Source organism: Nocardioides halotolerans DSM 19273, from assembly GCF_000422805.1.
GTDB classification, from domain to species: domain Bacteria; phylum Actinomycetota; class Actinomycetes; order Propionibacteriales; family Nocardioidaceae; genus Nocardioides; species Nocardioides halotolerans.
Map to the genome: position 1 here is coordinate 246,286 of NZ_KE383923.1, position 23,430 is coordinate 269,715.

At 72.3% G+C, this 23,430-nt stretch carries 26 protein-coding genes and 2 tRNA genes; 9 read left to right on the plus strand and 19 right to left on the minus strand.

The features are described from left to right. Nucleotides 1–3: 3 nt before the first annotated feature. The 8 genes from G514_RS30720 to G514_RS27190 form a co-directional block, all read right to left on the minus strand. Nucleotides 4–558 (minus strand): cysteine hydrolase family protein, encoded by a 555-nt coding sequence (locus G514_RS30720; RefSeq protein WP_028652552.1) that lies wholly within the window; start codon nucleotides 556–558, stop codon nucleotides 4–6. After that, on the minus strand, nucleotides 555–1,235 hold the full coding sequence (locus G514_RS30725; RefSeq protein ID WP_051247541.1) for a PRC-barrel domain-containing protein: 681 nt from the start codon (nucleotides 1,233–1,235) through the stop codon (nucleotides 555–557). The genes G514_RS30720 and G514_RS30725 overlap by 4 nt, the downstream gene beginning before the upstream one ends. 1 nt (nucleotide 1,236) lies before the next feature. Continuing rightward, complete coding sequence (locus tag G514_RS0115890; protein WP_028652553.1) at nucleotides 1,237–2,466, minus strand: NRAMP family divalent metal transporter; 1,230 nt, start codon at nucleotides 2,464–2,466, stop codon at nucleotides 1,237–1,239. A gap of 4 nt (nucleotides 2,467–2,470) precedes the next feature. Then, the gene (locus G514_RS0115895) at nucleotides 2,471–2,947 is read right to left on the minus strand and encodes a hypothetical protein (protein ID WP_028652554.1); all 477 of its coding nucleotides are present in this window, start codon (nucleotides 2,945–2,947) and stop codon (nucleotides 2,471–2,473) included. A gap of 33 nt (nucleotides 2,948–2,980) precedes the next feature. After that, a complete protein-coding gene (locus tag G514_RS0115900) occupies nucleotides 2,981–3,631 on the minus strand; it encodes a response regulator transcription factor (RefSeq protein WP_028652555.1) in 651 nt (216 codons plus the stop codon). Nucleotides 3,632–3,759: 128 nt separating this feature from the next. Next, a complete protein-coding gene (locus tag G514_RS27180) occupies nucleotides 3,760–4,842 on the minus strand; it encodes an adenosine deaminase (RefSeq protein WP_051247542.1) in 1,083 nt (360 codons plus the stop codon). Between the two features lie 4 nt (nucleotides 4,843–4,846). After that, nucleotides 4,847–5,584 (minus strand): DsbA family protein, encoded by a 738-nt coding sequence (locus tag G514_RS27185; protein ID WP_036565293.1) that lies wholly within the window; start codon nucleotides 5,582–5,584, stop codon nucleotides 4,847–4,849. Beyond that, the gene (locus tag G514_RS27190; protein WP_084152155.1) at nucleotides 5,581–6,129 is read right to left on the minus strand and encodes a MauE/DoxX family redox-associated membrane protein; all 549 of its coding nucleotides are present in this window, start codon (nucleotides 6,127–6,129) and stop codon (nucleotides 5,581–5,583) included. Before G514_RS27190 ends, G514_RS27185 begins: the two co-directional genes overlap by 4 nt. Nucleotides 6,130–6,190: 61 nt before the next feature. Between G514_RS27190 and orn the strand changes: the two genes are divergently transcribed. Next, nucleotides 6,191–6,847, plus strand: coding sequence for an oligoribonuclease (gene orn / locus G514_RS0115920; RefSeq protein ID WP_028652556.1), 657 nt, complete (start codon nucleotides 6,191–6,193; stop codon nucleotides 6,845–6,847). A gap of 46 nt (nucleotides 6,848–6,893) precedes the next feature. After that, nucleotides 6,894–6,969, plus strand: a tRNA-His gene (locus G514_RS0115925). On the opposite strand, the gene G514_RS29920 is transcribed toward G514_RS0115925, so the two are convergent. Next, nucleotides 6,962–7,984 carry an acyltransferase family protein gene (locus G514_RS29920; protein WP_028652557.1) on the minus strand — a complete coding sequence of 341 codons (1,023 nt, stop codon included), beginning with the start codon at nucleotides 7,982–7,984 and terminating at the stop codon, nucleotides 6,962–6,964. The two genes, G514_RS0115925 and G514_RS29920, sit on opposite strands and share 8 nt — an antisense overlap. Before the next feature lie 92 nt (nucleotides 7,985–8,076). Beyond that, on the minus strand, nucleotides 8,077–8,244 hold the full coding sequence (locus G514_RS30730) for a hypothetical protein (RefSeq protein WP_169576458.1): 168 nt from the start codon (nucleotides 8,242–8,244) through the stop codon (nucleotides 8,077–8,079). A 232-nt stretch (nucleotides 8,245–8,476) separates the two neighbouring features. Here G514_RS30730 and G514_RS0115940 point away from each other — a divergent pair, with 232 nt between their 5' ends. Next, nucleotides 8,477–9,361: a bifunctional helix-turn-helix transcriptional regulator/GNAT family N-acetyltransferase gene (locus G514_RS0115940; protein ID WP_028652558.1), complete on the plus strand. Its 885-nt coding sequence runs from the start codon at nucleotides 8,477–8,479 to the stop codon at nucleotides 9,359–9,361. Here G514_RS0115940 and G514_RS31310 read toward each other — a convergent pair. The 3 genes from G514_RS31310 to G514_RS0115955 form a co-directional block, all read right to left on the minus strand. Continuing rightward, nucleotides 9,342–9,467: a hypothetical protein gene (locus tag G514_RS31310; protein WP_281167626.1), complete on the minus strand. Its 126-nt coding sequence runs from the start codon at nucleotides 9,465–9,467 to the stop codon at nucleotides 9,342–9,344. The two genes, G514_RS0115940 and G514_RS31310, sit on opposite strands and share 20 nt — an antisense overlap. A 28-nt stretch (nucleotides 9,468–9,495) precedes the next feature. Continuing rightward, complete coding sequence (locus G514_RS0115950; protein ID WP_028652559.1) at nucleotides 9,496–11,517, minus strand: penicillin acylase family protein; 2,022 nt, start codon at nucleotides 11,515–11,517, stop codon at nucleotides 9,496–9,498. A 177-nt stretch (nucleotides 11,518–11,694) separates the two neighbouring features. Then, nucleotides 11,695–12,654: a pirin family protein gene (locus tag G514_RS0115955; protein ID WP_028652560.1), complete on the minus strand. Its 960-nt coding sequence runs from the start codon at nucleotides 12,652–12,654 to the stop codon at nucleotides 11,695–11,697. Between the two features lie 102 nt (nucleotides 12,655–12,756). Between G514_RS0115955 and G514_RS0115960 the strand changes: the two genes are divergently transcribed. Continuing rightward, nucleotides 12,757–14,337: a phytoene desaturase family protein gene (locus G514_RS0115960; RefSeq protein WP_028652561.1), complete on the plus strand. Its 1,581-nt coding sequence runs from the start codon at nucleotides 12,757–12,759 to the stop codon at nucleotides 14,335–14,337. On the opposite strand, the gene G514_RS27200 is transcribed toward G514_RS0115960, so the two are convergent. Next, the gene (locus G514_RS27200) at nucleotides 14,334–15,698 is read right to left on the minus strand and encodes a lipase family protein (protein WP_051247543.1); all 1,365 of its coding nucleotides are present in this window, start codon (nucleotides 15,696–15,698) and stop codon (nucleotides 14,334–14,336) included. The genes G514_RS0115960 and G514_RS27200 overlap by 4 nt on opposite strands. A gap of 122 nt (nucleotides 15,699–15,820) precedes the next feature. On the opposite strand from G514_RS27200, the gene G514_RS0115970 reads away from it, so the two are divergent. Next, a tRNA-Lys gene (locus G514_RS0115970) sits at nucleotides 15,821–15,896 on the plus strand. Here G514_RS0115970 and G514_RS31170 read toward each other — a convergent pair. Next, nucleotides 15,859–16,083 (minus strand): response regulator transcription factor, encoded by a 225-nt coding sequence (locus G514_RS31170; protein ID WP_245582263.1) that lies wholly within the window; start codon nucleotides 16,081–16,083, stop codon nucleotides 15,859–15,861. The two genes, G514_RS0115970 and G514_RS31170, sit on opposite strands and share 38 nt — an antisense overlap. Between G514_RS31170 and G514_RS31175 the strand changes: the two genes are divergently transcribed. From G514_RS31175 to G514_RS0115985, 3 genes are all read left to right on the plus strand, one after another. After that, complete coding sequence (locus G514_RS31175) at nucleotides 16,070–16,318, plus strand: hypothetical protein (protein ID WP_245582239.1); 249 nt, start codon at nucleotides 16,070–16,072, stop codon at nucleotides 16,316–16,318. The two genes, G514_RS31170 and G514_RS31175, sit on opposite strands and share 14 nt — an antisense overlap. A 636-nt stretch (nucleotides 16,319–16,954) precedes the next feature. Continuing rightward, nucleotides 16,955–17,755, plus strand: a complete 801-nt coding sequence (locus G514_RS0115980; RefSeq protein ID WP_036565039.1) for a sigma-70 family RNA polymerase sigma factor — start codon at nucleotides 16,955–16,957, stop codon at nucleotides 17,753–17,755. 104 nt (nucleotides 17,756–17,859) lie between these two features. Next, nucleotides 17,860–18,699, plus strand: a complete 840-nt coding sequence (locus G514_RS0115985; protein ID WP_028652564.1) for an NPCBM/NEW2 domain-containing protein — start codon at nucleotides 17,860–17,862, stop codon at nucleotides 18,697–18,699. A 130-nt stretch (nucleotides 18,700–18,829) separates the two neighbouring features. On the opposite strand, the gene G514_RS0115990 is transcribed toward G514_RS0115985, so the two are convergent. Then, on the minus strand, nucleotides 18,830–19,495 hold the full coding sequence (locus G514_RS0115990) for a TetR/AcrR family transcriptional regulator (RefSeq protein ID WP_028652565.1): 666 nt from the start codon (nucleotides 19,493–19,495) through the stop codon (nucleotides 18,830–18,832). 48 nt (nucleotides 19,496–19,543) lie between these two features. Here G514_RS0115990 and G514_RS0115995 point away from each other — a divergent pair, with 48 nt between their 5' ends. Continuing rightward, nucleotides 19,544–20,587, plus strand: a complete 1,044-nt coding sequence (locus tag G514_RS0115995) for an NAD(P)-dependent alcohol dehydrogenase (RefSeq protein WP_245582241.1) — start codon at nucleotides 19,544–19,546, stop codon at nucleotides 20,585–20,587. Here the strand turns inward: G514_RS0115995 and G514_RS31350 are convergent. The 3 genes from G514_RS31350 to G514_RS0116010 are packed head-to-tail and all read right to left on the minus strand — an operon-like array spanning nucleotide 20,584 to nucleotide 23,355. Further along, nucleotides 20,584–22,155 (minus strand): phospholipase D-like domain-containing protein, encoded by a 1,572-nt coding sequence (locus G514_RS31350; protein ID WP_028652567.1) that lies wholly within the window; start codon nucleotides 22,153–22,155, stop codon nucleotides 20,584–20,586. The genes G514_RS0115995 and G514_RS31350 overlap by 4 nt on opposite strands. A 1-nt stretch (nucleotide 22,156) precedes the next feature. Then, the gene (locus G514_RS0116005; protein WP_028652568.1) at nucleotides 22,157–22,651 is read right to left on the minus strand and encodes a pyridoxamine 5'-phosphate oxidase family protein; all 495 of its coding nucleotides are present in this window, start codon (nucleotides 22,649–22,651) and stop codon (nucleotides 22,157–22,159) included. Between the two features lie 29 nt (nucleotides 22,652–22,680). Beyond that, a complete protein-coding gene (locus G514_RS0116010; protein ID WP_051247544.1) occupies nucleotides 22,681–23,355 on the minus strand; it encodes a VC0807 family protein in 675 nt (224 codons plus the stop codon). Between the last annotated feature and the right edge of the window lie 75 nt (nucleotides 23,356–23,430).

The following is a 23,430-nucleotide window of genomic DNA, read 5'->3' on the forward strand; positions in this document are numbered from 1 at the left end:
TGGTCAGCCCCCGAAGGTGACCCGGTCCGTCGGCACCACGTCCTGGCGGTACTGCGCGTGCAGCCGCTCCAGGGTCTGGTCGTGCAGCGGCGCCTCGACCGACGCCGTGGCGTCCTCCACGAGCACCACCTCGAGGTCGTGCGCGTAGGCGTCGGTCGCGGTGGCGGCGATGCACGACTCGGTCGAGACACCGGTGAGCACCAGCCGCGAGATGCCGCGCTCCCGGAGCCACCCGGCGAGGTCGGTGTCGTGGAACGCGCTGTCGCGCGTCTTGACCACCACGTGGTCCGGCTCGTGCAGCCCGTCCAGCCGCTCGGCGCCGTGCGTGCCGTCGAGCGCCATGCCCTGGTCGTCCTCGAGCATGTTCAGCGCCCACGTGCTCTTGTCGTGCGCGTGCACGGTGCGCACCTCGACCACGGGAGCGCCCGCCTCGTGGGCGGCGTCGATCAGCCGGTTGCACGCGGCGAGCACGTCGTCGCGGCAGCGCTCCAGCTCGTCGTCGACGAAGTAGTCGTGCTGCAGGTCGATGACGATCAGGGCAGTGGTGGACTCGGTCACGCAGCCTCCAGTTCTCGTAGCGCGGCGGGGTCGACCCGCATCGCCCCGGGTACCCAGTCGAGTCCGGCCACGTCGTCGAGATCGACGTACGCCGAGTGGCGGTGCAGCCAGCGGACCGCCCGGTTGACGAGCCACGGACCCATGTCGGGACGCCGGTCGTAGCCGAGGTAGGAGCCGGGACGCCCGTGGCCGACGACAAACCCGACGACGCGCAGGCGCCCGGCCGGTCCCGGCTCGCGCTCGAGCCGCACGTCGAGCACGCGGCCCAGCCGGCGACCGGACAGGTCCTCGACCGGCAGCTGGAGCAGGTCGTTGAGCCGGTGGCCCCGCTCCCCCTGGCGCACCCGGACCCCGTCGTGCCCGACGCTCAGCTCGACGCCGCTTCCGAGGCGCTCGACCAGGTCGATGTCGATCCGGTAGGGGTCGTCCCGGTCCGCGTCGGTGCGTCCGAGCCGGCGCCAGAACTCGTGGAGCGCGCGGCCCAGCCGCCGGTCGGCGTACCTCGGCACCAGCGCCGCCGGGCCGGACAGCAGCGCGGTCACGCCGAGCACCCCCTCGTCGAACTCCGTGAGCTCGAGGTCGTCGACCTTGCAGACCAGCAGGTCGTCCGCGTCGACCACCTGCCGGTCCAGCAGGTGCAGCACGGCGTCGAGGCTGCCCGCGAGGCGGTCGTCCACGTCAGGCTCCCATCCGGGTCACGACCATCAGCGGGATCGCAGCGAGCGCCGCGACCCCGATGACGACGAGGTAGACCGAGCCGAGGGCGTTGGCGAGCCGCCCGTTGGTGTGATCGCCCATGTAGTCGGGGTCGTTGGCCACGACCAGGATCGGGAAGTAGGTCAGCGGCAGGGCGACCGCCGAGAAGACCACGGACGCCTCGGTCACGAGGATCGGGTCGACCGTGGTCATCAGCACCCCGGTCGCGACGACCGCTGACAGGACGAGGATCACGTGGAAGCGCGCGGCGACGTCGGCGCGGACGTACTTGCCCCATTGCCAGCCGCTGAACTGCGCGATGCTGTAGCCCACCGAAAGGCCGCACTCGCACGCCGCGCCCAGCGTCGCAGCCACGAAGCCGATCAGCGCGACCGCCAGCCCGATCTTGCCCAGTGCGACCGCGACCGGCAGGCCGACCTGGCCCAGCGTGTCGACGCTGGCGTCCATGGGCCCGAACACCACGGCGGCGCTGCCGGCGATGGCAAGCGACAGCATCCCGCCGAGCGGGAACCCGATGAACACGTTGGTCCGCATGGTGCCGAGGTCCTCCACGGTCCAGCGCTCCTCGACACCGCCGGAGGAGAAGAAGAACACCTCGTACGGCGTCAGGGCCGCCCCGAAGAGCGCGACGGCGTAGTAGGCCCACGTCCGCCACTGCTCGTCACCGGGCTTGTCCACGGCCAGCATCCGGTGCGTCAGGTCGCCCCAGTCCGGGCCGAGCTGCCACAGCGCGACGCCGAACACGACGAGAGCCAGCCCGACCAGCCCCAGCACGTTCTCCATCACCGAGAACTTCGCCCGCCACAGGATCAGCCAGACCGCGAACGCGATGAACGGCACCAGCAGCACGTAGTTGACCGACGACACCAGCTGCAGCGCGAGCGCGACGCCCCCGATCTCGGCGATGAACGTCAGCAGGGTCACCGACATCGAGGCGACGAGGTTCGCCATCCCCATCCGCGGACCCAGGCGCTCGCGGATGAGGTCGAACGTCGCGCGCTGGCTGACCGCCGCAACGCGGCCCGACATCTCGGCGAACACGCAGATGCCGAGGATGCCGGCGACCACGACCCACCCGAGCGACAGCCCGAACCGGGCGCCCACCTGGGCGTTGGTGACGAGGTCGCCGATGTCGACGAAGCCGCCGATGGCGGTGAGGACGCCCAGCGCGACCGAGAAGACCTTCTTCACGCGCTCACCCCGACGTCCGGGGCGGGTGCTGGAGGTCGTCGTCCAGCCTCTGGAGCGCCTGTGCCGCGGACTCGAGCCGGTCGGCGAGGGAGTCGTAGCGGTCGGTCTCCCGGTCGACGACGGCGATGCGCGCGATCGACACCAGGCCGGCGGCCTCGTCGAGCTGCCCGGTCACAGCGTCGTAGCGCTCGCGCTCGGCGCGAGGCGGCTGCTTGGACCCGATCGTGTCACCGGCCTTGCCGACCGCCTCCTCGGAGTCGACGAGCACCGTCTGGAGGTAGCGGTCGAAGACCCGGCCGCGGTCGTGCTGGCGCAGCGCCAGCTCCGCGGTCTGCACCGCCGACGACGCGTCGGACACCGCCCGCTGGGCGTCGATCCGCCACGAGTCGCCGTCCGGCGTCCCGGGGGCGCACCCGGCCGACAGGACGGCTGTCGTCGCCAAGCACCACACCATCGCGAGGTGACGGAGCGAGCTGGTCACGCCCCGGTGGTACCCAGCCGGGGCGTGGGGGTCTCAGCCCTGGACGACGCGCAGCACGTCGGGCTCGAACCCGTGCTTGATCCCCCAGAGCACCGCCTGCGAGCGGCGCTCGACGCCGATCTTGCGGTAGGCCGTGCGGATGTAGGTCTTCACCGAGTTGATGCTCAGGTAGCTGCGTTCGGCGATCTCCTGGTTGGAGAGGCCCTGGGTGATCAGCGCGATGATCTCGGCCTCGCGCGCGGTGAGGCCGTGCTCCTTGCCGGGCCACGCGCTCTCGGGCCTGGGGGTGGCCGTGCCGCCGCTCTCGGGCTTGATCGTCTCGCCGGCGTGGATCCGCTCGATAGCCGCCACGAGCTCCTCGGCGTCGATCCCCTTGGACAGGTAGCCGGCGACACCGGCCTCGAAGGACTCCTGGACCAGCCGGCCGTGGAGGTTCCAGCTGTAGATCACGACCTTGGCCGAGCCGCCGTCGACGAGCGAGTCCACGTCGACTCCTCGGCCCTGCACCTGGCCGAAGGTGTCGTAGAGGATCACGTCGACGTCGCGGACGACCGGGAGGTTGCTGTCGATCTCCACGACCTCGACCCGGTCGCGGAACTTCTCGAGCAGCGCGGCGACCCCGACCACCACGAGCTCGTAGTCGTTGACGAGCGCGACCCGCACGGGTCGCCCAGCCGGACTCATGACCCAACCCTAGTCCCGCGCGCCCCATCTCACGCCGCCCGGCCGACACGCGCCCTCAATCCCCGGATCCGGGCGCCGCACCCGCTACAAAGGTGGTGGCCCCGCTGCGTATGAGGTTGCGGGGCCTATTACTGCCCTGACGACGGTCCCGGCGCCGCTCGCCCGGCGTGGCCCTCGACGTAGGCGTCGATCTCGCCGAGCACCCGCCGTCGCACGTCGTCCGGGGCGAACGACGCCCGCACCGCCGCGCGGGCGAGCTCGGCGACGCCGGCCTCGTCGAGCCCGAGCAGGGCGGCGGCGATCTCGTACTCGCGGTTGAGCGTGGTGCCGAACATCGGCGGGTCGTCGGAGTTCACCGTCACCGTGACGCCGGCGTCGCGGAACGCCCGGATGGGGTGCTCCTCCAGCGTGGCCACGGCGCGCGTCGCGATGTTGGACGACGGGCAGACCTCGAGGGGCACCCCCGTCTCGGCCAGGTGCTCGAGCAGCCTCGGGTCCTGGGCCGAGGAGGTGCCGTGGCCGATCCGTTCGGCCCGCAACAGGGTCAGCGAGTCCCAGACCGTCTGCGGCCCGGTCGTCTCGCCGGCGTGCGGGACGCTGTGCAGCCCGGCCGCGCGGGCTCGCTCGAAGTGCGACTGGAACTGCGGCCGCGGCACGCCGATCTCGGGGCCGCCGAGGCCGAACGCGACCAGTCCCTCGGGGCCGTGGTCGAGCGCGTAGCCGAGCGTGGCGTCGGCGGACGGGACGCCGAACTCCCCCGGGATGTCGTAGATCCACCGGAGGACGAGCCCGAAGTCGCGCTCGGCCTCGCGCCGGGCGGACTCGATGGCCTCGGTGAACGCCTCGATCGGCATCCCGAGGTCGGGGTCGTCGGGCCGGACCGACGTGTACGGCGTGCAGGTCAGCTCGGCGTACCGGAGCGACTGCTCGGTCGCCATCTCGCGGGCCACCTCATAGGTCAGGTAGTGGATGTCCTCGGGCGTGCGGATCAGCGCGACCACGGCGAGGTAGACCTCGATGAAGTGCGCGAAGTCGCGGAACTCGTAGAACGCGCGCAGCTCCTCGAGGTCGCTGGGCACGGTGCCGGGGTGTCTGCTGGCGAGCTCGCTCACGATCCGGGCGGAGGCGGAGCCGACGTGGTGGACGTGGAGCTCCGCCTTGGGCAGCCCCTTGATGAAGGGGGCCAGGGAGGTGTGCGCGGCAGTCGTCATGGGGTTACTGAAGCGCCTTGACGAGGTTCGTCGCCACATCGGCGGGCGTCGCGCCGTTGCTGAACGGCGCACCGTCGAGGATCACGGTCGGGGTGCTGTTGATGCCCAGCGCCTCGGCGGACTCCGAGGCGTTGACCGGCCACTCGACCCCGGCGCCGGCGTCGATCGAGCTCTGGAGCTCCTCCGTGTCGGCGCCGGCCTGTCCGGCGAGCGCCACGAGGTCGTCCTGGCTGGGGAACGGTCCCTCCTCGCTCGGCTGGTTGGCGAACAGCAGGTCGTGGAACTTCAGCGCGACGTCCGGGCCGTCCTGCTGGAGCACCAGCGACCAGATCCACGTGGACCGCGTCGAGTAGGGACCGAACCTGTTGAGGAGCACGAAGGGGCGGTACTCGACGCGCACCTTGCCCTCGTCGGCCAGCTGCTCCAGCTGCTCGTGGCCGGTCGCCTCGAACACGCCGCAGACCGGGCACAGGAAGTCCTCGTAGATCACCACCTCGTGCGGCGCGCTGTCGGGCCCGAGCGTGAGGCCGTACTGGCTGCCGGTCGCCGGCACCTTGCTCGCCTTCTCCTCGGTGTCGTCGCGCATCGAGTTGATGAGGAAGCCCGCGCCGACCACCAGCGCGATCGCGACCACGACCGCGGTCGCCGTCAGGATCTGGCGGCGTCGTTCGCGCCTCTGCTTCTCCCGAAGAGCCGCGGCCGCACGCTCCGCACGCAGCTCGCGCTTCTCCTTGTTGGTCACCATGATCTGCTCTCCAGGTCGAGGTCGTCGTCGAGGTCGTCGTCGTGGTCGTCGTCGTGGTCGTCGAGGTGGTGGTCGAGGTCGGGGTCGGTGCGCGGACGGAACAGCAGGTTGTCGAGCGCGACCCGCGTGCGGCGCAGCCAGAGGAGGTACGCCGAGAGCAGGAGCAGTCCCGCGTCGCGCGCGATCTCCCAGGGGTACTTCGACGCGGCGTCCGGGTCGTAGCCCCCGTCGCCGAAGCACCCGCAGTCGATGGTGATCCCCCTGGCCCAGACGCTCGCGATGCCGATGATGAAGGCGACGAGCAGCAGTCCCGAGAGCACCGCCGAGCCTCGGGTCAGCAGCCCGACCACGAGGCACACGCCGACCGCCAGCTCGAGCACGGGCAGGAGGTGCCCGACGGTGGTCGCGGAGTCGCCCGGCAGCAGCTGGTAGGCGCGGACCGAGAGCACGCTCTGCTCGGGGTCGGGCAGCTTCAGCGCGGCGGCCCAGATCCAGACCCCGCCGACGACCAGGCGCGCGACCGTGCCCAGCCACTCCTTCACGCGGTCACTCTAGGAAACCGCCCTGAGCCGCTGCTGAGAGACCGACACTAGGGTGGGCTCCGTGAAGGAACGCCTGGTCTGGATCGACTGCGAGATGACGGGCCTCGACCTCGCGGCGGACGCGCTGATCGAGGTCGCGGCGCTCGTCACCGACTTCGACCTGAACGTGCTCGGCGAGGGCGTCGACCTCATCGTCAAGCCGCCGGCCGAGGCGCTGGAGCAGATGGGCGACTTCGTCCGGACGATGCACGAGAAGTCCGGGCTGCTCACCCAGCTCGACGGCGGCCTGACCCTCGCCGAGGCCGAGCAGCAGGTGCTGGCCTACGTCAAGGAGCACTGCCCCGACGGATCGCGGCCGCCGCTGGCCGGCAACACCGTGGCCACCGACCGCTCGTTCCTCGCCCGCGACATGCCGGGCCTCGAGGGCTTCCTGCACTACCGCATCGTCGACGTCTCCTCCATCAAGGAGCTGGCCCGGCGCTGGTTCCCGCGGGCCTACTTCCAGGCGCCGACCAAGCGCGGCAACCACCGCGCGCTGGCCGACATCCAGGAGAGCATCGAGGAGCTGAGGTACTACCGCGACGCGGTCTTCGTCGCGCCTCCCGGTCCCGACAGCGACACCGCGCGCGCGATCGCCGAGAAGCACGGCGGCTCGCTCACCGGCCTGCCCCTGGCGCCGGTCCCCGACCCCGATACCGATTCCGCGGAACCCGTCTGACTCCCCTACACTCGATCCCGGCCTCGGGACCTCCCGGGGCCGCATGGTGGGTGTAGCTCAGCTGGTAGAGCGCCGCGTTGTGGTCGCGGATGTCGCGGGTTCAAGTCCCGTCACTCACCCCAGGACAGGCCGGTCGCCGGTGCGGCCGGCGGGCGACGCGATGGTCTGCTTCGGACCGCCGTCCCGGCGGCGCAGGAACGGCGACTCCACCAGCCGCCAGGAGCCCTCGGCCAGCAGCAGCGCCACACCGACGGCTGCCCACATCGGCAGCCTCCCCGCGTGCGCCTCGACGACGAGCACGTAGTGCCACAGGTAGAGCGCGTAGGACCGTTGCCCGAACCAGCGCAGCACCGGGGCCGCCAACCAGCGCCCGGCCCCGGCGAGGGTGGCGGCGATGACCGCGCCCTCGCCGACACCGATGAGCGCGGGGTCGAGCAGCACCGACCACCACTGCGGTGCGAAGCAGCAGGCGGCCACGGCCGCCGCGCCCGGGACGAGCGCCCACCGCAGCCACGGGCTCGGGCCGTACCGCTTCACGGCCAGCGCCAGCAGGCAGCCCCACAGGAGGACGTCGGCCCGGGTGCCGGTGCCGTAGTAGACCCGCCACCACCCGGCGCCGCCGTGCCACAGGAGCAGCCGCAGGACCGGCGCGGCGACGATGCCGACGACAGCGACCAGCCACGGGAGCCGCCCCCACCGTGCGCCCGCGACGACGACGAGCGGCCACGCCAGGTAGAACTGCTCCTCGACCGACAGCGACCAAGCGATCGACGTGGGCCCGGGCGCGCCGCCGTTGACGACCATCGCCCAGTTCTCGGCGTAGAGGAGGGCGGGGAGCGTCGCGACGACCCCGACGAAGGCTGCTGCGGCGCAGAGGTAGACGGCGAGCGCGGGCAGGAGTCGGCGCGCGCGGCGACCGTAGAACGCGGGCAGGCTGACGCGGCCGCGGCGCTCGGCCTCGTCGAGGAGGAGTGCGGTGATGAGGAAGCCGGAGAGGGCGAAGAACAGGTTGACGCCGGCACAGCTCGAGGGGCCGGGCAGCCAATGGGCGTGTCCACCGACGACCAGCAGGATGGCGATGCCCCTCAAGCCGTCCAGCGCGGGGCGGTGCTCCAGCCGCCAGGTCGCGTTCGACACCGCGACAGGATGCGCCGCACGCGGAAGCCCGCAGACGAACGCCGGGCGCCTCGCCTCTCGGGGTGAGGCCGGCGCGTCCGGGCGGGGGGTGCTCAGCCGGTCCGGGTTCCCGCGGTCAGCCAGGCGGCGACCGTGCGCCGCGCCCGCTCGAGGAGCAGCTGCGACTCGAGCAGGGCCGACACCGCGATCGACGGCATCGGCGGCGGACCGTCGAGCACCGCCGACAGTCCGTGCTCTGCGGGGGCGACAGGGGTCGTCATGCCCTGCCAGTGCCCCCGATCGCCGGTCGCAAACGGCGCGCGCCCTTTCTAGACCACGCGGGCGGGCCGGGTGACGCGACGGGACGGGCGTCGTTGAGAGGTCTGTCGGTCCAGGTCTTCGTCCCACGAGACTCTCCTCCGGCACCACGACCGCCCCGGGCTCCGCGAGTCCGGGGCGTTCGACGTCGTACGGAGGGTTCCGCCGGCGAGAACCTCTGACTAAAGTCAGAGAATGACCACCACCGACGTGCTGCGCCGGTTCAACCGCACCTACACCCAGCGGATCGGCGCCCTCGACGAGTCCTTCCTCGGCCTGGGCCTGCCGCTGGGAGCCTCGCGCCTGGTGTTCGAGATCGGCGAGGCCGGCGCGACCGTGCGCGACCTGCGGGCCCGGCTCGGGCTCGACTCCGGCCAGCTCGCCAGGCAGCTGCGCCGCCTGGAGGACGACGGCCTGGTGGCGATGGAGCCCGATGCCGCCGACCGGCGGCGGCGCACGGTCAGGCTCACCGCGGAGGGCCGCGCCTTCCGGCGCCGGCTCGACGACCGCTCGGAGCAGCTCGCCGAGCGTCTGGTCGCCCCCTTGACCACCCGGCAGCAGGAGCGGCTGACCGAGGCGCTGGCCACCGCCGACCTGCTGGTCCGGGCGGCGACCGTCGACATCCGCTCCGTGCACCCCGCGTCCGTGGAGGCCAAACGGGCTGTGCAGAGCTACTTCGACGAGCTCGACGAGCGCTTCCCGACCGGCTTCGACCCCGGCGACCACCATGACGACGAGCACATGGCACCGGGTACCGGTGCGTTCGTGGTCGCCTCCAGCGACGGAGAGCCGGTGGCGTGCGGTGGTGTGCAGGCGCTCGCCCCCGCGATGGGCGAGATCAAGCGGATGTGGGTGCACCCGGGCTGGCGCGGCGCGGGCCTGGGGTCACGGCTGCTGCGCCACCTCGAGCACGTGAGCGCCGACCTCGGCCACCGCGTGGTCCGGCTCGACACCAACGGCACGCTGGTCGAGGCGATCGCGATGTACGAGCGTGCGGGCTACCGCCACATCGAGCGCTACAACGGCAACCCCTACGCGCAGGCGTGGTTCGAGAAGGACCTCACAGACGCGCGAAGATGAGCAGGAACCCGATCGCCGGCATCGCCCACAGGAGGGCCATGGCGAATGCGGTGTCCGAGACGTCGTTGAGCGTCGTGGTCCGGGTGCTCCGATGTCTGCTGCTCATGTCTGTCCTCTACCCACCACGGCGCTGGTCATGTGGTCGGGTGAGGTGATTCACCCTCGAGGATGAGGCGCGTCCAGTCGACCTCGACGGGCAGCAGGCGCGCGTCGGCCCACGCCTCGAGCTGGTCGTGGTGGTGGGGCGACCTGGGGTCGCCCGAGGCACCCAGCGGCACCACCCAGCCGCTGCGGGTGCGGTCGTCGAGGTCCCAGATGTAGCGGGCCACGGAGCCCCGGTAGGCCTCGTCGGTGACTCCCGGCAGCCAGCCCGTGCAGCGCACGGTGTCGATGTCGCCCGACACCGGTGTCTCCGGCACGGGCGGCGGCTCCAGGTCGGGGTCGGCGAGGTCGAAGGCATGGGTGGGGGCGAACGTGTGGGTCTCGCCCCAGACCGCCGCGTGACCGGCGGCGTCGCTCAGCGCCTCGGTGGCGAGGCGGTGCACGTCGATGCCGAACGGCGCCGGTGCGTTCGCGAGCGGCTCGAGCGCCCACCCGACGCTGGCGTCGAGCGAGAGGTACGCCGCGAACAGCGGCCCGAACACCGAGGCGTCGCGCAGTTCGTCGAACACGGGCTCGGCGCACAGCCTGCGGGTGAGCGCGTCGCGCCACGCCGCGAACGCCGCGGCGCCGTGCGAGCCGGCCGCCATGACGCCGTCCCACCCGAGGATCGCCTCGCGGACCGGCTCGCCGGCCGGATCGGGCGTCAGGCCCCGGACCAGCGCGCACATCGGCAGGGCGGTGATCGTGAACGCGTCGCCGAGGATCGCCTCGAAGTCCGCCACGGTCAGGTCGGCGCGGTCGCGGAGCAGCGCGTGGATCCGCGCCGCACGGTGCGGCGCGGCGAACTCGGTGCCGATCGCCTCGCTCTCGCTCCCCCGTCGCTCGTTGGCGGTAACGACCTGGCCGTCGGGCGGCACGTCGTGCCGCGGCAGGTCGACCCAGCCCGACCAGGTGCCCGCCTCGCGGCCGGGCACGATGCCGCGCCGGTTGGCCTCGGCGCGCACCGGCACGCGGCCGGCGTTCCTGAACCGCACGGCGCCGCTGCGGTCGACGATCACGACGTTGTTGACCGGCGCCACCCACGCATCGAGGGCGCGGTCGACGTCGTCGACCGAGCGCGCCCGCAGCAGCGGCAGGAGCGCGTCGAAGCCCAGGTCGCCCAGCACGGTCGGTGCGTCGCGGAGCGCCAGCCCGCGGCCGCGCGCGCGGTCGACCTGGAAGAGGAGACCCCGCTCCGTCGCGAGCACCTCCACGGTCACCGGATCGGCGCCTCGCACCGCGATGGTCTCCTCGCGCCCGTCGAGCACGTCGTCGAGCGACTCGTCGTAGACGTCCTGGTAGTCGGCGCACGCGTTGGTGATCGCCCACGCCACCTCGCCGGCGTGCGCGAAGTGCTGCACCCCCGGCACGCCCGGGAACGTGAAGCCGAGGACGTCGAGGTCGGGCGTCGCGAGCCGCACCTGGGCGTAGACACCGGGCGACTCGAAGACGCGGTGCGGGTCGCCGCCGATCAGTGGCCGGCCCGACGCCGTGCGGGCGCCGCCGACCGCCCACGCGTTGCTGCCGGAGGAGTACGCCGGGTCGCGCGAGAGCAGCGCCTCGTCCGGGCCGAGCACGGCCCGGGCGCGGTGGTGCCAGAGCGTGCCGCCGACGTTCGCGAAGAGCAGGTGCTGGGCGTGGAAGACCGCCAGCGGCGTCCACGGCTCCCACGGCTGCGGCGCGATACCGAGCCGGGTCAGCTCCGGGGCGTCGGCGTGGAGGCCGGCGTTGACCCCCTCGACGTACGCCGACACGAACGCGCGCGACTCGTCGGACAGCGCCACGAGGGCGCGCCTGGCGGTGTCGACGATGCGGGTCTGCCGTGCCCACGTGTCCCACGGCAGCTGGGCCGGGCCGAGCACCTCCGCGGCCGTGCCGGTCGCCCGGCGTCGCTGGTACTCGAGCTGCCAGGCCCGGTCACGCGCGGTGACCCACCCCTGGCCGCGGGCCAGGTCGAGCTCGTCGTCGGCCCGCACGTGCGGGACGCCGTACGCGTCGCGGAAGATCCGGGCCACGCGGAGACACTAGACGGAGCCACCGCCGATCGAGCTTGTCGAGATCTCCGCAACCTGACGCCCTCGCCCCGTAGTTCAGTTCCAGCCTTCCCTGCGGAGGTTTCGACACGCTCCGTCACGACCTCGCAAGCTCGCTCGTGGTCGCTGCTCAACCACCGATGAAGGGCCGTCCCGGCGCTACCGACCTCGTACCTCGGTCGGAGCGCCGAACCGACCCTTCTGAAAGTCCTCGTACGCCTTGAGCACCTCGTCCTTGGTGTTCATGACGAACGGGCCGGCCCAGGCGAGGGGCTCGCGGATCGGCCGGCCGCCGACGACGATCACGTCGAGCTTCGGCGAACGGGTCTCCTGCGCCCGGTCGGCGGTGAGCGTGACGAAGTCGCCCGCGCCGAGCACGGCCGACTGGCCGGTGTGGATCGGGCGCGCCTCGGTGCCGACCGTGCCGCTGCCATTGAGCACGTAGACCAGCGCGTTGAACTCGGCGTTCCACGGCAGGTCGAGCCGCGCGCCGGGCTCGACGCTCGCGTGCACCAGCGTCATGGGGGTGTACGTCGAGCCGGGGCCGGCGTGCCCGTCGACCGAGCCGGCGATGACGCGCACGAGCGCGCCCGCGTCGGCCGAGGTGAGCAGCTGGACCTCGCCGGAGCGGATGTCCTGGTACCTCGGGGCGTTCATCTTGGCGTCGCGCGGCAGGTTGACCCAGAGCTGGATGCCGTGGAAGAGACCGCCCTTCTCGACCAGCCACTCCGGCGGCGCCTCGATGTGCAGCAGGCCGGAGCCGGCGGTCATCCACTGGGTGTCGCCGTTGGTGATCGTGCCGCCGCCGCCCTGGCTGTCCTGGTGGTCGAAGACGCCGTCGATGATGTAGGTGACGGTCTCGAAGCCGCGGTGCGGGTGCCACGGGGTGCCCTTGGGCTCGCCGGGTGCGTACTCCACCTCGCCCATCTGGTCCATCATGATGAACGGGTCCAGCTGCTGGAGGTCGATGCCGGCGAACGCCCGGCGCACCGGGAAGCCCTCGCCCTCGTAGCCCGTGGGCGCGGTCGCGACCTGCCACACGGACCGCACCTGGTCGCCGAGCCCGGGCTCGCGCAGGCGGGGCAGGACGGTGAGGTCGTCGACGGTGATCGCGGGCATGGCACCCATCTCCTCGGTGGTCGTGTGACCCGGTCAACGGTAGTTGAACCTTGCATATTCCGCCCGTGCGCCGGCCGCACCCCGGCCGACTAGGTTGAGGTCGTGACGACCCCCCACACCGCCTTCGGGCGGTACGACGTCGCGATCGTCGGAGCCGGCCACAACGGGCTCGTGGCCGCGGCCTACCTCGCCCGCGCAGGCCTCTCGGTGCTCGTCCTCGAGCGCCTCGACCGCGTCGGCGGCGCCACCACCACCGCCCAGCCCTTCGCGGGCCGGCCGACACGCGTCTCCCGCTACGCCGAGCTGGTCTCGCTGATGCCCGTGCGGCTGATGGCCGAACTCGAGCTCGACGTCGGGCTCGCCTCCCGGCCGGTCGCGTCGTACACCCCCTACCTGGCCGACGGACGGCACCGCGGGCTGCTGGTCGAGAACCCCGAGGGCAAGCGCACCCGCACGTCGTTCCTCGAGCTGACCGACAGCAGCCGTGAGTACGACGCGTGGTGCAGCTTCTACTCCGAGGTGGCCGCGATGGCCCGCGCCGTGGAGCCGACCCTGTTGCAGCCACTGCCGTGGGAGAAGGACCTCGCCGCACACGTGGACCCGGCGACCTGGCGCGACTTCGTCACCACGCCGCTCGGCGAGGTGATCGAGAAGCGGTTCGCCACCGACACCGTGCGCGGCATCGTCGCGACCGACGCGCTGGTCGGGTCGCTCGCCGGGCTGCACGATCCGTCACTGGAGCAGAACCGCACCTTCCTCTACCGGCTGATCGGGCACGGCACCGGCGAGCAGCTGGTGACGGTGGGCGGGATGGGCGCCCTCTCCGACGCCCTGGCGCGAGCCGCCGCCGGGGCCGGCGCCGAGATCCGCGTCGGTGCCGGCGTCTCGGCGATCCGGGCCGGCGACGAGCTCAGCGAGATCGACTTCGACACCGCCGGCGGTCCGGCCACCGTCGAGGCGAGGTTCGTGCTCGCCAACGTCGCGCCGTGGGTGCTGCACATCCTGCTCGGCGAGCCCGACGACCCCGAGTCCAAGCCGGTCGGCACCACGCTCAAGATCAACCTCCTGCTCGACCGCCTCCCCCGGTTGAAGTCGGGCATCGACCCGGAGGTGGCATTCGCGGGCACCCTGCACGTCGGGTCGGCGTACGCCCAGCTACAGGCGGCGTACGACGAGGCGCTGCAGGGACGGCTGCCGACGGTCGTCCCGTCCGAGGTGAGCTCGCCGTCGCTGGCCGACCCGACCCTGCTCGGCGAGGTGGCTCCCGGCACGCAGACGCTCTCGATCACCACGCTGCTGACGCCGGAGCCGGCCTTCGCCGACGACCCGCTCGGGCGTCGTGAGGAGGCGGTGCGGCGGGCGATCGCGGCGCTCGACGAGCACCTCGTCGACCCCGTCGACTCGGTCGTGGCGCGCGACGCGCACGGCGACCCGTGCCTCGAGGCGCGCAGCCCGCAGGACGTCGAGCAGGAGCTCGCCATGCCCGGCGGGCAGGGACACCACGGGCCGCTGGACTGGCCGTGGGCCAACAACCGGGCCCGGCTCGACACGCCTGACCAGCAGTGGGGCGTGCCGACCGGGCTGCCGCGGGTGTTCCTCGCCGGCGCTGGTGCGCGCCGCGGGGGCGCCGTGTCCGGCGTCGCCGGGCACAACGCCGCGCAGGCGGTGCTGGCCTCGCGCTAGTGGTGGCCGTGGTGGCCGTGGTGGTGGCCGTGGTGGTGGCCGTGGTGGTGGCCGTGGTGGTGGCCGTGGTGGTGTTTGCGCTTCTTGCGGATCTTCAACGGCGCCAGGGAGTTGCCGACCGGGATCTCGGCGCAGTTGCCGGCGAACGGCAGCCCGGCGAACCGGCCGGCGAGGAACGTCAGGGCCTCGGGGAAGAACTGCAGTCCGGCCTGGGTGTGCTCGGCGCCGTCGTAGACCTTGAGCTGGACCGGCACGCCCTCGCTGCAGTACTGGTGCGCGAGGCCCTGCACGTCCTTGACGACCATGACGTGGTCGCCGGTGCCGTCGGCGTTTCCGACGCCCATGAACATCGGCATCTGCGGGTGACCGGGCACGCTGCCCATGATCAGCTTGTTGATGGTCCGGGCGAAGGGCCGCACCTTGAGGAAGGCGCGGTACTTCTTCTTCAGCAGCTGCTGGACCCGCAGGCCGGGGTAGTTGCCGTTGAACGACCCGATGCACTGGTCCTCGACCTCGGCCATCACCTGCTTGCCGTACTTCGACGCGAACTTGTGGGTCTTGATGCCGAACGCACGGCCCAGGGAGACCAGCACCGCCGGGATGACGCCCGACCAGGTGTCGCTGCCGTTGACGTAGCGCGTGTTGTGGGCGAGGTGCACGGGGATGCCGCCGATGGCGGTGCCGACGATGTTCAGCTCCGGGGCGTACGACGGCGCGAGCTCGGCGGCCCACTCGCCGCCGATCGAGCCGCCCGAGTAGCCGAACAGGCCGACCTTCTGACTGCTGGGCATGCCCAGGAACGACTCGGTCGCCCGGATGCCGTCGAGGGTGTTCCACCCCGACTCGTGGCCCGCGACCCAGTGCAGGTCGGGGCCCTCGAAGTCGGGCACGGTCACGGCGTAGCCCTGCGCCGCCAGCGCGAGCACCAGGCCGGTCTCGGCGTACGCCGTCGTCGCGTTGGCCGCCCCCGGGTCGCCGCCCTGGAGGGTGTAGCTCGGCGAGCAGATGTCGCCCAGCGCGTCGTAGAAGCTGAGGTAGGCGACGAGCCCGAGGTTGACCGGCCCGGTCGGGTTGACCACCGTCGTGACGGTCGCGGTCGGCCGGCCCTGCTCGTCCTGGGTGCGGTAGAGCAGCTGCGTGGCGGGCACGACGCCCGCGCCGGTGCCGGGCACGCCGACGCTGACGGTGCGGCTGCGCAGCACGGTCCCGCGGGGCACGTTCGTGAGCGCCGCGCTGTCGAACGCGTAGAACGGGTCGTCGTGCGGCCGCGGGATCGCCGCCTGGCTGGGCGCCGAGGTCGGCAGCACGAGGGCGAGCGCCACCACGAGGGCGACGAGCGAGCGGCGTACGAAGGGCTTCATGGGGTCCTCACGGCAGGGACGAGACGCGTGTGCAGGCTAACGCGAGAGCCGCTCCCGGGTGACGGTCACCGATTTCGACCGAGCCATCGGCGCTGGTAACGTTGGTGGTCGCGGAAGCGCGAGCGCCATTAGCTCAATTGGCAGAGCAGCTGACTCTTAATCAGCGGGTTCGGGGTTCGAGTCCCTGATGGCGTACCACCTCTGATGTTCCCGGCTCCTCGGAGCCGAAGCCGTGCCGGATCGCCCAGCCGACCGCTTCCGAGCGGCTCTCGACGCCGATCTTGCGGTACGCCGTCCGTACGTAGGTCTTGACCGAGTTGATGCTCAAGAACAACCGCGCGGCGACCTGCTGGTTGGGCAGGCCGCGCGCGATGAGGGTCAGCACCTCGACCTCGCGCTCGCTCAGCCCGACGTCGGCCCCCAGCCGGGACGCCTTCGCCTCCTCCGCGCCCTCCTCCCACCCGGAGGCGGCGGCCTCGACCGCGGTCAGCAGCTGCTTCTCGTCCACCCCGAGGTCGAAGAACCCGTCGACGCCGCTCGCCAGCGCCCGGCACACGAGGTCCGGCCTGAGGTCGCGCCCCACGGCGAGCACCTTCGACGTCGACATCTCGACCAGGTAGGAGAGCGTCGCGGTGTCGCCCCGGAGGAGCGCGATCACGTCGTAGAGGACGACGTCGGGGTCGGGGTCACCCGGCACGGACGGCAGGCGGACGACGGTCACCTTGTCGGGGTGCCGGGAGAGGATGGCGACCACGCCTTCGTGGACGATCTCCTGCGGGCTGTAGACCCCGACGCTGAGGGGTTGGCTGGTCATCGGCCGAATCCCTTCTCCCGAGCCGTCCAGTCCTGTGACGGTCAATGGAAGTCCAAGAGACCGGGATGATCAAGGACTACCTGCCAGCCGTCCTTTCGGGTCATGGACGGCTCGGGCACCGAGTTCGTAGCGTGGTCACCGCCGACATCCCTCGGGCGACCGGACGACACCTCAATGCGGGTGACCAAGGATCACTCGCATGCGGACGCCGGAAGGTGCCCCTCCCGCAAGATTCGGGAGGGGCACCGCCTCGCCTGTACCCCGCCGCGGCAGCTGCGACCGCGGACCGGCTGTGAGTCCGGCCACCCCTAGAGGTGAGCCCGCGAGGTTCACGACACGCGCCTACTGGGTACAGACACCCCGAAGGCATTTCTCTGGTGCCTCTCTTCCTCCGCTGAAACAGCCGGCGTGGGCCGCATCTCCGGGAACGAGACCCACCCACATGGCCGACACAGCCACCATCTCTCTTGCGCACCGACCTGCCCAGCTCTCGCGGGCCGAGCGCAGCATCCGCACCGACGAGCTCCTGCGCGAGGCGCAGGCGACCGACGACGACGAACGACGTACCGCCCTCCTCGACGAGGTCATCCTCATCAACCGGTGCGTGGCCGAGGCGATCGCCAACCGCTACCGCGGACGCGGCGTCGCGACCGAGGACCTGCACCAGGCGGCGTTCGAGGGCCTGGTCAAGGCAGTGCAGAAGTTCGACCCGAGCGTGCGCCCCGACCTGCTCACCTACGCCGTCCCGACGATCCGCGGCGAGGTGCAGCGCTGGTTCCGCGACCAGAGCTGGATGGTCCGGCCGCCGCGGCGGGTCCAGGAGCTCCAGTGGCGGGTGAACCGCAGCGTGGAGTCGCTCTCGCAGGACCTCGGCCGTGAGCCCACCGACGTCGAGCTCAGCAAGGACGTCGGCTGCTCACGCAAGGAGCTCGACCAGACCCTGCAGGCCTACGGGTGCTTCCAGCCGTCGTCGCTCGACAAGCCGGTGGGTGACGGCAGCGGGCTCACCCTGGGCGAGCTGCTCCAGTCCGAGGACGCCGAGCAGTCCGCGGCCGAGGCCCGGGCCACGCTCGGGCCGGTGCTCCAGAGCCTGTCGGAGCGCGACCGCGACATCCTGTTCCTCCGCTTCTTCGAGGAGCGCAGCCAGAAGGACATCGGCGAGCTGCTCGGGGTGACCCAGATGCAGGTGTCGCGGCTGCTGCAGCGGATCCTGGGCGACCTGCGGACCCAGATCGCCTGTTGATCCTCCCGTCCCCCGCTGTGGACCACTCGGGCTGACCAGCCCGATTCCGGCCCGCGACGCACGCGCGCGCCGCTACGGTCTCCGGCGGGAGAGGGAGACCTTTGATGACGCGCACCTTCGGCGCGGTCGTGACGACCGCGCTCGTCCTTGCCGCGGTGCCGGCGCTGTCGACGGTGTCGACGGTGTCGACAGTGTCGACAGTGTCGGCGACCGCGGACCACGCCGCCCGGGCGAAGAAGCCCAAGGTCACCCTGACGGTGCCCCCGAACGTGGTCGAGGGCGAGCAGTTCACGGTCGTGGTCAAGCTGGGCCGCGCGAACGACGCCACCCGGGTGCAGCTGCTCCAGCAGGTCGCCTCGGGCAGCGGCCACAGCTGGCGCACGGTGGGCACCGCGAAGGCCAAGCGCAAGAAGACGTACTCCTTCCGGCTGACCGCGGGCGAGGACGACGCCGTGCTGACCTACCGCGCCAAGCTCGTGCGGGCCAAGGGCAGGCCGGTGACCTCCGACCCGGTCCTCAGCACCGTCTGGCACTGGTTCACGCTCGGGTCGTTCGACCCCTACGTGCGCACCACCGGCGTCAACGACAACGGCATCTCGCCGTTCAACCTCAACGGTCAGTCGGTGCGCGGGTGGTTCACCACGGGCTCGCCGAAGACCTGGGAGTCGCGCTACACCCTGGGCCGGCGCTGCCAGGCGATGCGGGGCGTCGTCGGCGTCAGGGACGAGTCGGCGGACGGCTCGAGCGCGCAGCTGCGCCTGCTGGCCGACGACGTGGAGGTCTACGCGTCACCGTCGCTGTCGCCGGGCACGGCGCAGCCGTTCCAGATCGCGCTGGCGCTGCCCTTCCGCCTCGCGGTGCTGGCTCAGAACACGTCCACGCCGCCCGTCTCCGTCTACCCGGCGATCGGGGAGCCCCAGCTGCTCTGCACCGCACTGGCCTGAGCCGCGGCGGTGCCCTAGACCGACTCGCGCGGGCCGACCGGCGCGGCTAGCCTGCGGGTGCTTGGGGGGTAGGGGCGCCGCCCTGAGGGCGCAAGCCCTTCGGGCGGCGCACCACTCCCCGAGCCGCGGGTCACGAGGCGTCGACGTTCGCCAGCATCCGGCCGAGGCCGTCGAGGACCAGGTCGAGCCCGAAGCCGAACTCCGCGCCGAAGTCGTAGCCGGGCAGCAGGGCGTGCTCCGTCGCGAACTCGACCATGTGTGGGTACTCCCCCGCCTGCATGAGCTCGATGATCGGTCCCGCCACCTCGGCGGCGCCGTCCGGGCCCTCGAACGGCAGCGACGCCTCCTGGATCGCGAAACCGTAGACGAACGCGTCGAGGACCGCGTAGGCGTGCGCGGTCTGGGCGACGGTGAACCCGCCCGCGCGCAGGGCACCGATGGTGGCGTCGTGGTGGCGGAGGGTGGCCGGCCCCGGGCTGGTCCGCGACTCCAGCAGGCCGATCGACCACGGGTGCCGGCGCAGCACCTCCCGGGCGGAGCGGGCTCGTCTCGTCATCTCCGCGCGCCAGTCGCCCGTGGGCTCGGGCAGCTCGATCTCGGCGAACACCAGGTCGACGAGCCCGTCGAGGATGTCGTCCTTGTTGGCGACGTAGTGGTACAGCGACATCGGCTTCGCGCCGACCCGCTCCGCCAGCGACCTGATGGTCAGCCGGTCGAGGCCGCCTTCGTCCGCGACGGCGAGGGCGGCCCGCAGGACGCGATCGCGGCTGAGCGGCTCCCTGGACACGTCGTACATTGTACGATACCGTTTTCGTACTAAGTACGAAAACCTCCAGGAGACGCCATGACCACCACCGCCCTTCCGACCTCCACCCACCCGGCTTCGACGATCCCCGCGACGATCCCCCCGACGATGCGCGCGATCGTGCAGGACGGCTACGGCGACGCCGAGGTCCTCCGGCCCGCCGAGCGACCGGCCCCCCGCGCGTTGCGTGCCGAGGAGGTCCTGGTGCGCGTGCACGCCGCCGGCCTCGACCGCGGCACCTGGCACCTGATGACCGGGACGCCCTACGCCGTGCGCCTGGCGATGGGCCTTCGCCGGCCCCGGCAGCCGGTGCCCGGCCTCGACGTGTCCGGCACCGTCGTCGCGGTCGGCGCCGCGGTGACGGCGTTCGCGCCCGGCGACGAGGTCTACGGCATCGGCTCGGGCACGTTCGCGGAGTACGCCGTCGCGAAGGCGGGCAAGCTGTCAGCCAAGCCGACGGGACTCACCCACCAGCAGGCGGCGACGGTGCCGATCTCGGCGATCACCGCAGTGCAGGCGGTGTCGGACCTCGCCCGCGTGCGAGCCGGCCAGCGCGTGCTCGTCACCGGCGCCTCGGGCGGCGTCGGCAGCTACGCCGTGCAGATCGCGGTCGCCGCAGGCGCCGAGGTCACCGGCGTGTGCAGCGCGGCGAAGGCCGACCTGGTGCGGTCACTCGGCGCCACGCACGTCCTCGACTACGCCGTCGACGACCTGGCCGCCGTCGCCGACCACTACGACGCGATCATCGACATCGCAGGCAACACGACGCTGTCCCGGCTGCGCAGGGCGCTGACGCCGACCGGCACGGCCGTGCTGGTGGGCGGCGAGGACGCCGGCAAGCTCCTCGGGATGGGCCGCCAGCTGCGCGGGCTCGTCGTGTCGCTGTTCTCCCGGCAGCGGCTGACCCTGCGGCTGCCGAAGGAGGGCGCCGCCGACCTCGAGCGGCTGACCGCCCTCATCGACGCGGGCGACCTCACCCCGAGCGTCGGCGACACCTACCCGCTGGCCGACGCCGCGCAGGCGATGCGTGACCTCGTCGCCGGCCGGGTGCGCGGCAAGGTCGCGATCGTCGTCGGGGGCTAGAACTCGTCGCGCTTGCGCAGCGGCTTGGGGCGCCCGTCGGGGTCGTGCACGAGGAGGTAGTGGCCCAGCACCAGCGCCCGCTTCACCCGCCCCAGCTCGGGCGGCTTCAGGCGACGCAGCCGGCCCGGTGGGCGCGGGCCGACCCGCCCGTCGGCGTGCCACTGGTCGAGCGCGGCGGCGCAGTCGGCGTACGCCGCGAACATGCCGGCCGCGTCGGCGCAGTCGTCCAGGTCGTCCTGGGAGCGGTCGAGGTGCTCGGCGGCGAGGGCCAGGCGCAGGTCGCGCGCGTAGGCGCCCGCCGGGTCGAAGACGACGGCGGACAGCTCGGAGTCGTGGGTCCAGGAGCGCCGGTTGAAGTTGTCGGACCCGATCGTGGCCCAGGTGTCGTCGATGACGCAGGCCTTGGCGTGGACGTAGACCGGCGTGCCGGCGTGGTTCTCGACCCCGTAGATCGCCACCCGGTCCGGGGCGACCCTCGCCATCTCGAGCATCGCCCGCTGGCGCCCGAGGAGCTGGGCGGTGCGGTTGAACCCCTCGACGTCGGGGTGCATCGGCACGACGGCGATCACGTGCAGGTCGGGGTGGTCCTGGAGCGCCTGGGTGAAGACGCCGCCCACGTGGTCGCCCCAGAGGTACTGGTCCTCGACGTAGATCAGGTGGCGCGCCCGCGCGACGGCCTTGGTGTAGCCGCGCGCGACGCTGCGCTCGCCTCCGCGGGCGAACGCGTAGTCGCGCCCGCGCCGGAGGTTGGGGTAGGTGCGCAGCAGCTGCACGACGTGGCCCGGCGAGTCGACGGGCGGGGGCGGCGGCGCCTGCTCGGGCAGCGGGTCCGGGCTCGTGTCGAGGCCGCGGAGGCGGTCGCGCAGCAGGATGACCGGGCTGCGCGACAGAGTCGTCGGGTCCTCCCAGCGCTCGCGGAACACCGTCTCGACGTCGTGCACGGCCGGTCCCGTGATGGCTGCCTGCACGTCGTGCCACGGCGGGGTCGGGCCGTACTCCTCGGCGAGGTCGTCCTGCGCCTGAGGGTCGCCGCCGTGGTCGGCGTCGTCGCGGCGCGAGTGGCACAGGTCGATGCCCCCGACGTACGCGATGTCGCGCGACGGGTCGTCGCGGTGGCGGATGACGACGAGCTTCTGGTGGTGCGAGCCTCCGGTGCGCACGCGCATGTCGAGGATCGCCTCGGCGCCGCGCTTCTGCAGGGTCCGGCCCAGGCGCAGGTTCTCGTCGGAGGTGAACCCGATCGCGCTGCTGTGCGAGCGCCAGACCAGCCCGCGCACGTCGACGCCCCGCTCGTCGGCGCGGCACAGCACCTCGGCGACCTCGCTGCCGGGCTCGCCGGTGAGGCGCTCGTCCGCGTCGCCCTGCCAGTCGGTGAAGAAGATCAGGTCGCCCTCGCGGGTCGCCTCGATCCGCTGGTACAGCTCGGCGAAGTACGTCGCGCCGTGGATCAGCGGCCGGACCAGGTTGCCCTCCGACCAGGCCTCATCGCCCGGGTGCCGATCGTCGAGCCGGGTCGCCGGGTTGCCGCGCTCGGACTGCGTGAGCAGCCAGTCGCTGGGACCGGTCACCTCAGAGGTCGGCCGTCCCGTGCTCTGCGTCGTACGTCGCCCCGGTGAGCTTGGTCTTGGCGAAGCTCAGCAGGGAGGCCACCTTGCCGCCGGGCGAGTCCCAGTACTCCCCGCCCTCGGCGTCGACGCGGATCAGCGTGGCGTTGTCGTCCTCCGGGCCGCCGGGGAGCCAGGCCTCGGCGAAGGTGTTCCAGAGCTCCTCGAGCTTGGCGCGGTCGTCGACGACGGTGGCTGTCCCGTGGATCGACACCCACGCGTCGCGGCTGGAGAACGTCAGACCGACGTGCGGCCGCGCGGAGAGGTTGGCGACGTGACGGGTGTCGCGCGCGGTGATGAACCACAGCTCCGCCGACGGCTCCACCTCCTGCCGGGCCATCGGCACGGCCTCGAGCGTGCCGTCCTCGGAGGTCGTGGTGAACATGGCGACGTACATGTCGCGCATGAGCTCGACGAGCTTGGCGCGGTCGTCGGTGTCGGGCTGGGTGGTGTCGGTCATGGCGGGGCGGTACCCGCAGCGCGCGCGGGTCAGGCAGCGACGGCGAGCGCCGGCTGGGGAGCGCCGACCAGGCCCTCCTTGCGCGCGACGAGGACGGCCGCGCCGATCGTGACCGCGACGGCCAGCAGGTTGGCCGCGGGCATGGAGATGCTCTTGACGAGCACGAACGTGTCGAGCGAGAGCGAGCTCAGCGCCCAGAACATCGCGGCGGCCTTGGCCAGGCAGACGACAGCCCACATCGCCGTGAGGTGCCAGAACAGCCTGCGCAGCCGCGGCCGCAGCGACAGCTCGGCGTCCATCGGGTAGAAGTCGCCGGCCAGCCGGGCGACCAGCGGGCGCGCGGTCGCGAGGGAGAGCAGGAACGCCGCGGCCACCACGCTGTCGGTGATGATCGGCTGGAGGAAGTAGAAGAACGTGCTGTGCGCGACCAGCGCGATCACGGTCCGCCCGGTGAGCACCGCCGAGGTCAGCACGAGCAGCCCCGACGTACGCCGTCCGGTCGCGGCGCGCCAGGCGATCGCGCCGTAGGACCACGCCATCGCCACCAGCATCGCCGGCCACACGCCGGCCAGCTCGTAGGCGGCCAGGAACAGCACCGCCGGCACCACGCAGGCGACCGTCAGGCTGACGCTGAGCCGGCGCAGCACGGTCCGCAGGCGCGGTCGCGTCGCCGGGAGGGCGTCATGCGTGGGCAGCGGCTGCACGAGGAGGTGGGTACCCGATCTGGCCCGCTCGAGCGGCCTGGAGGACGAGGACACGCCGATCGACGGCGTGCGCTC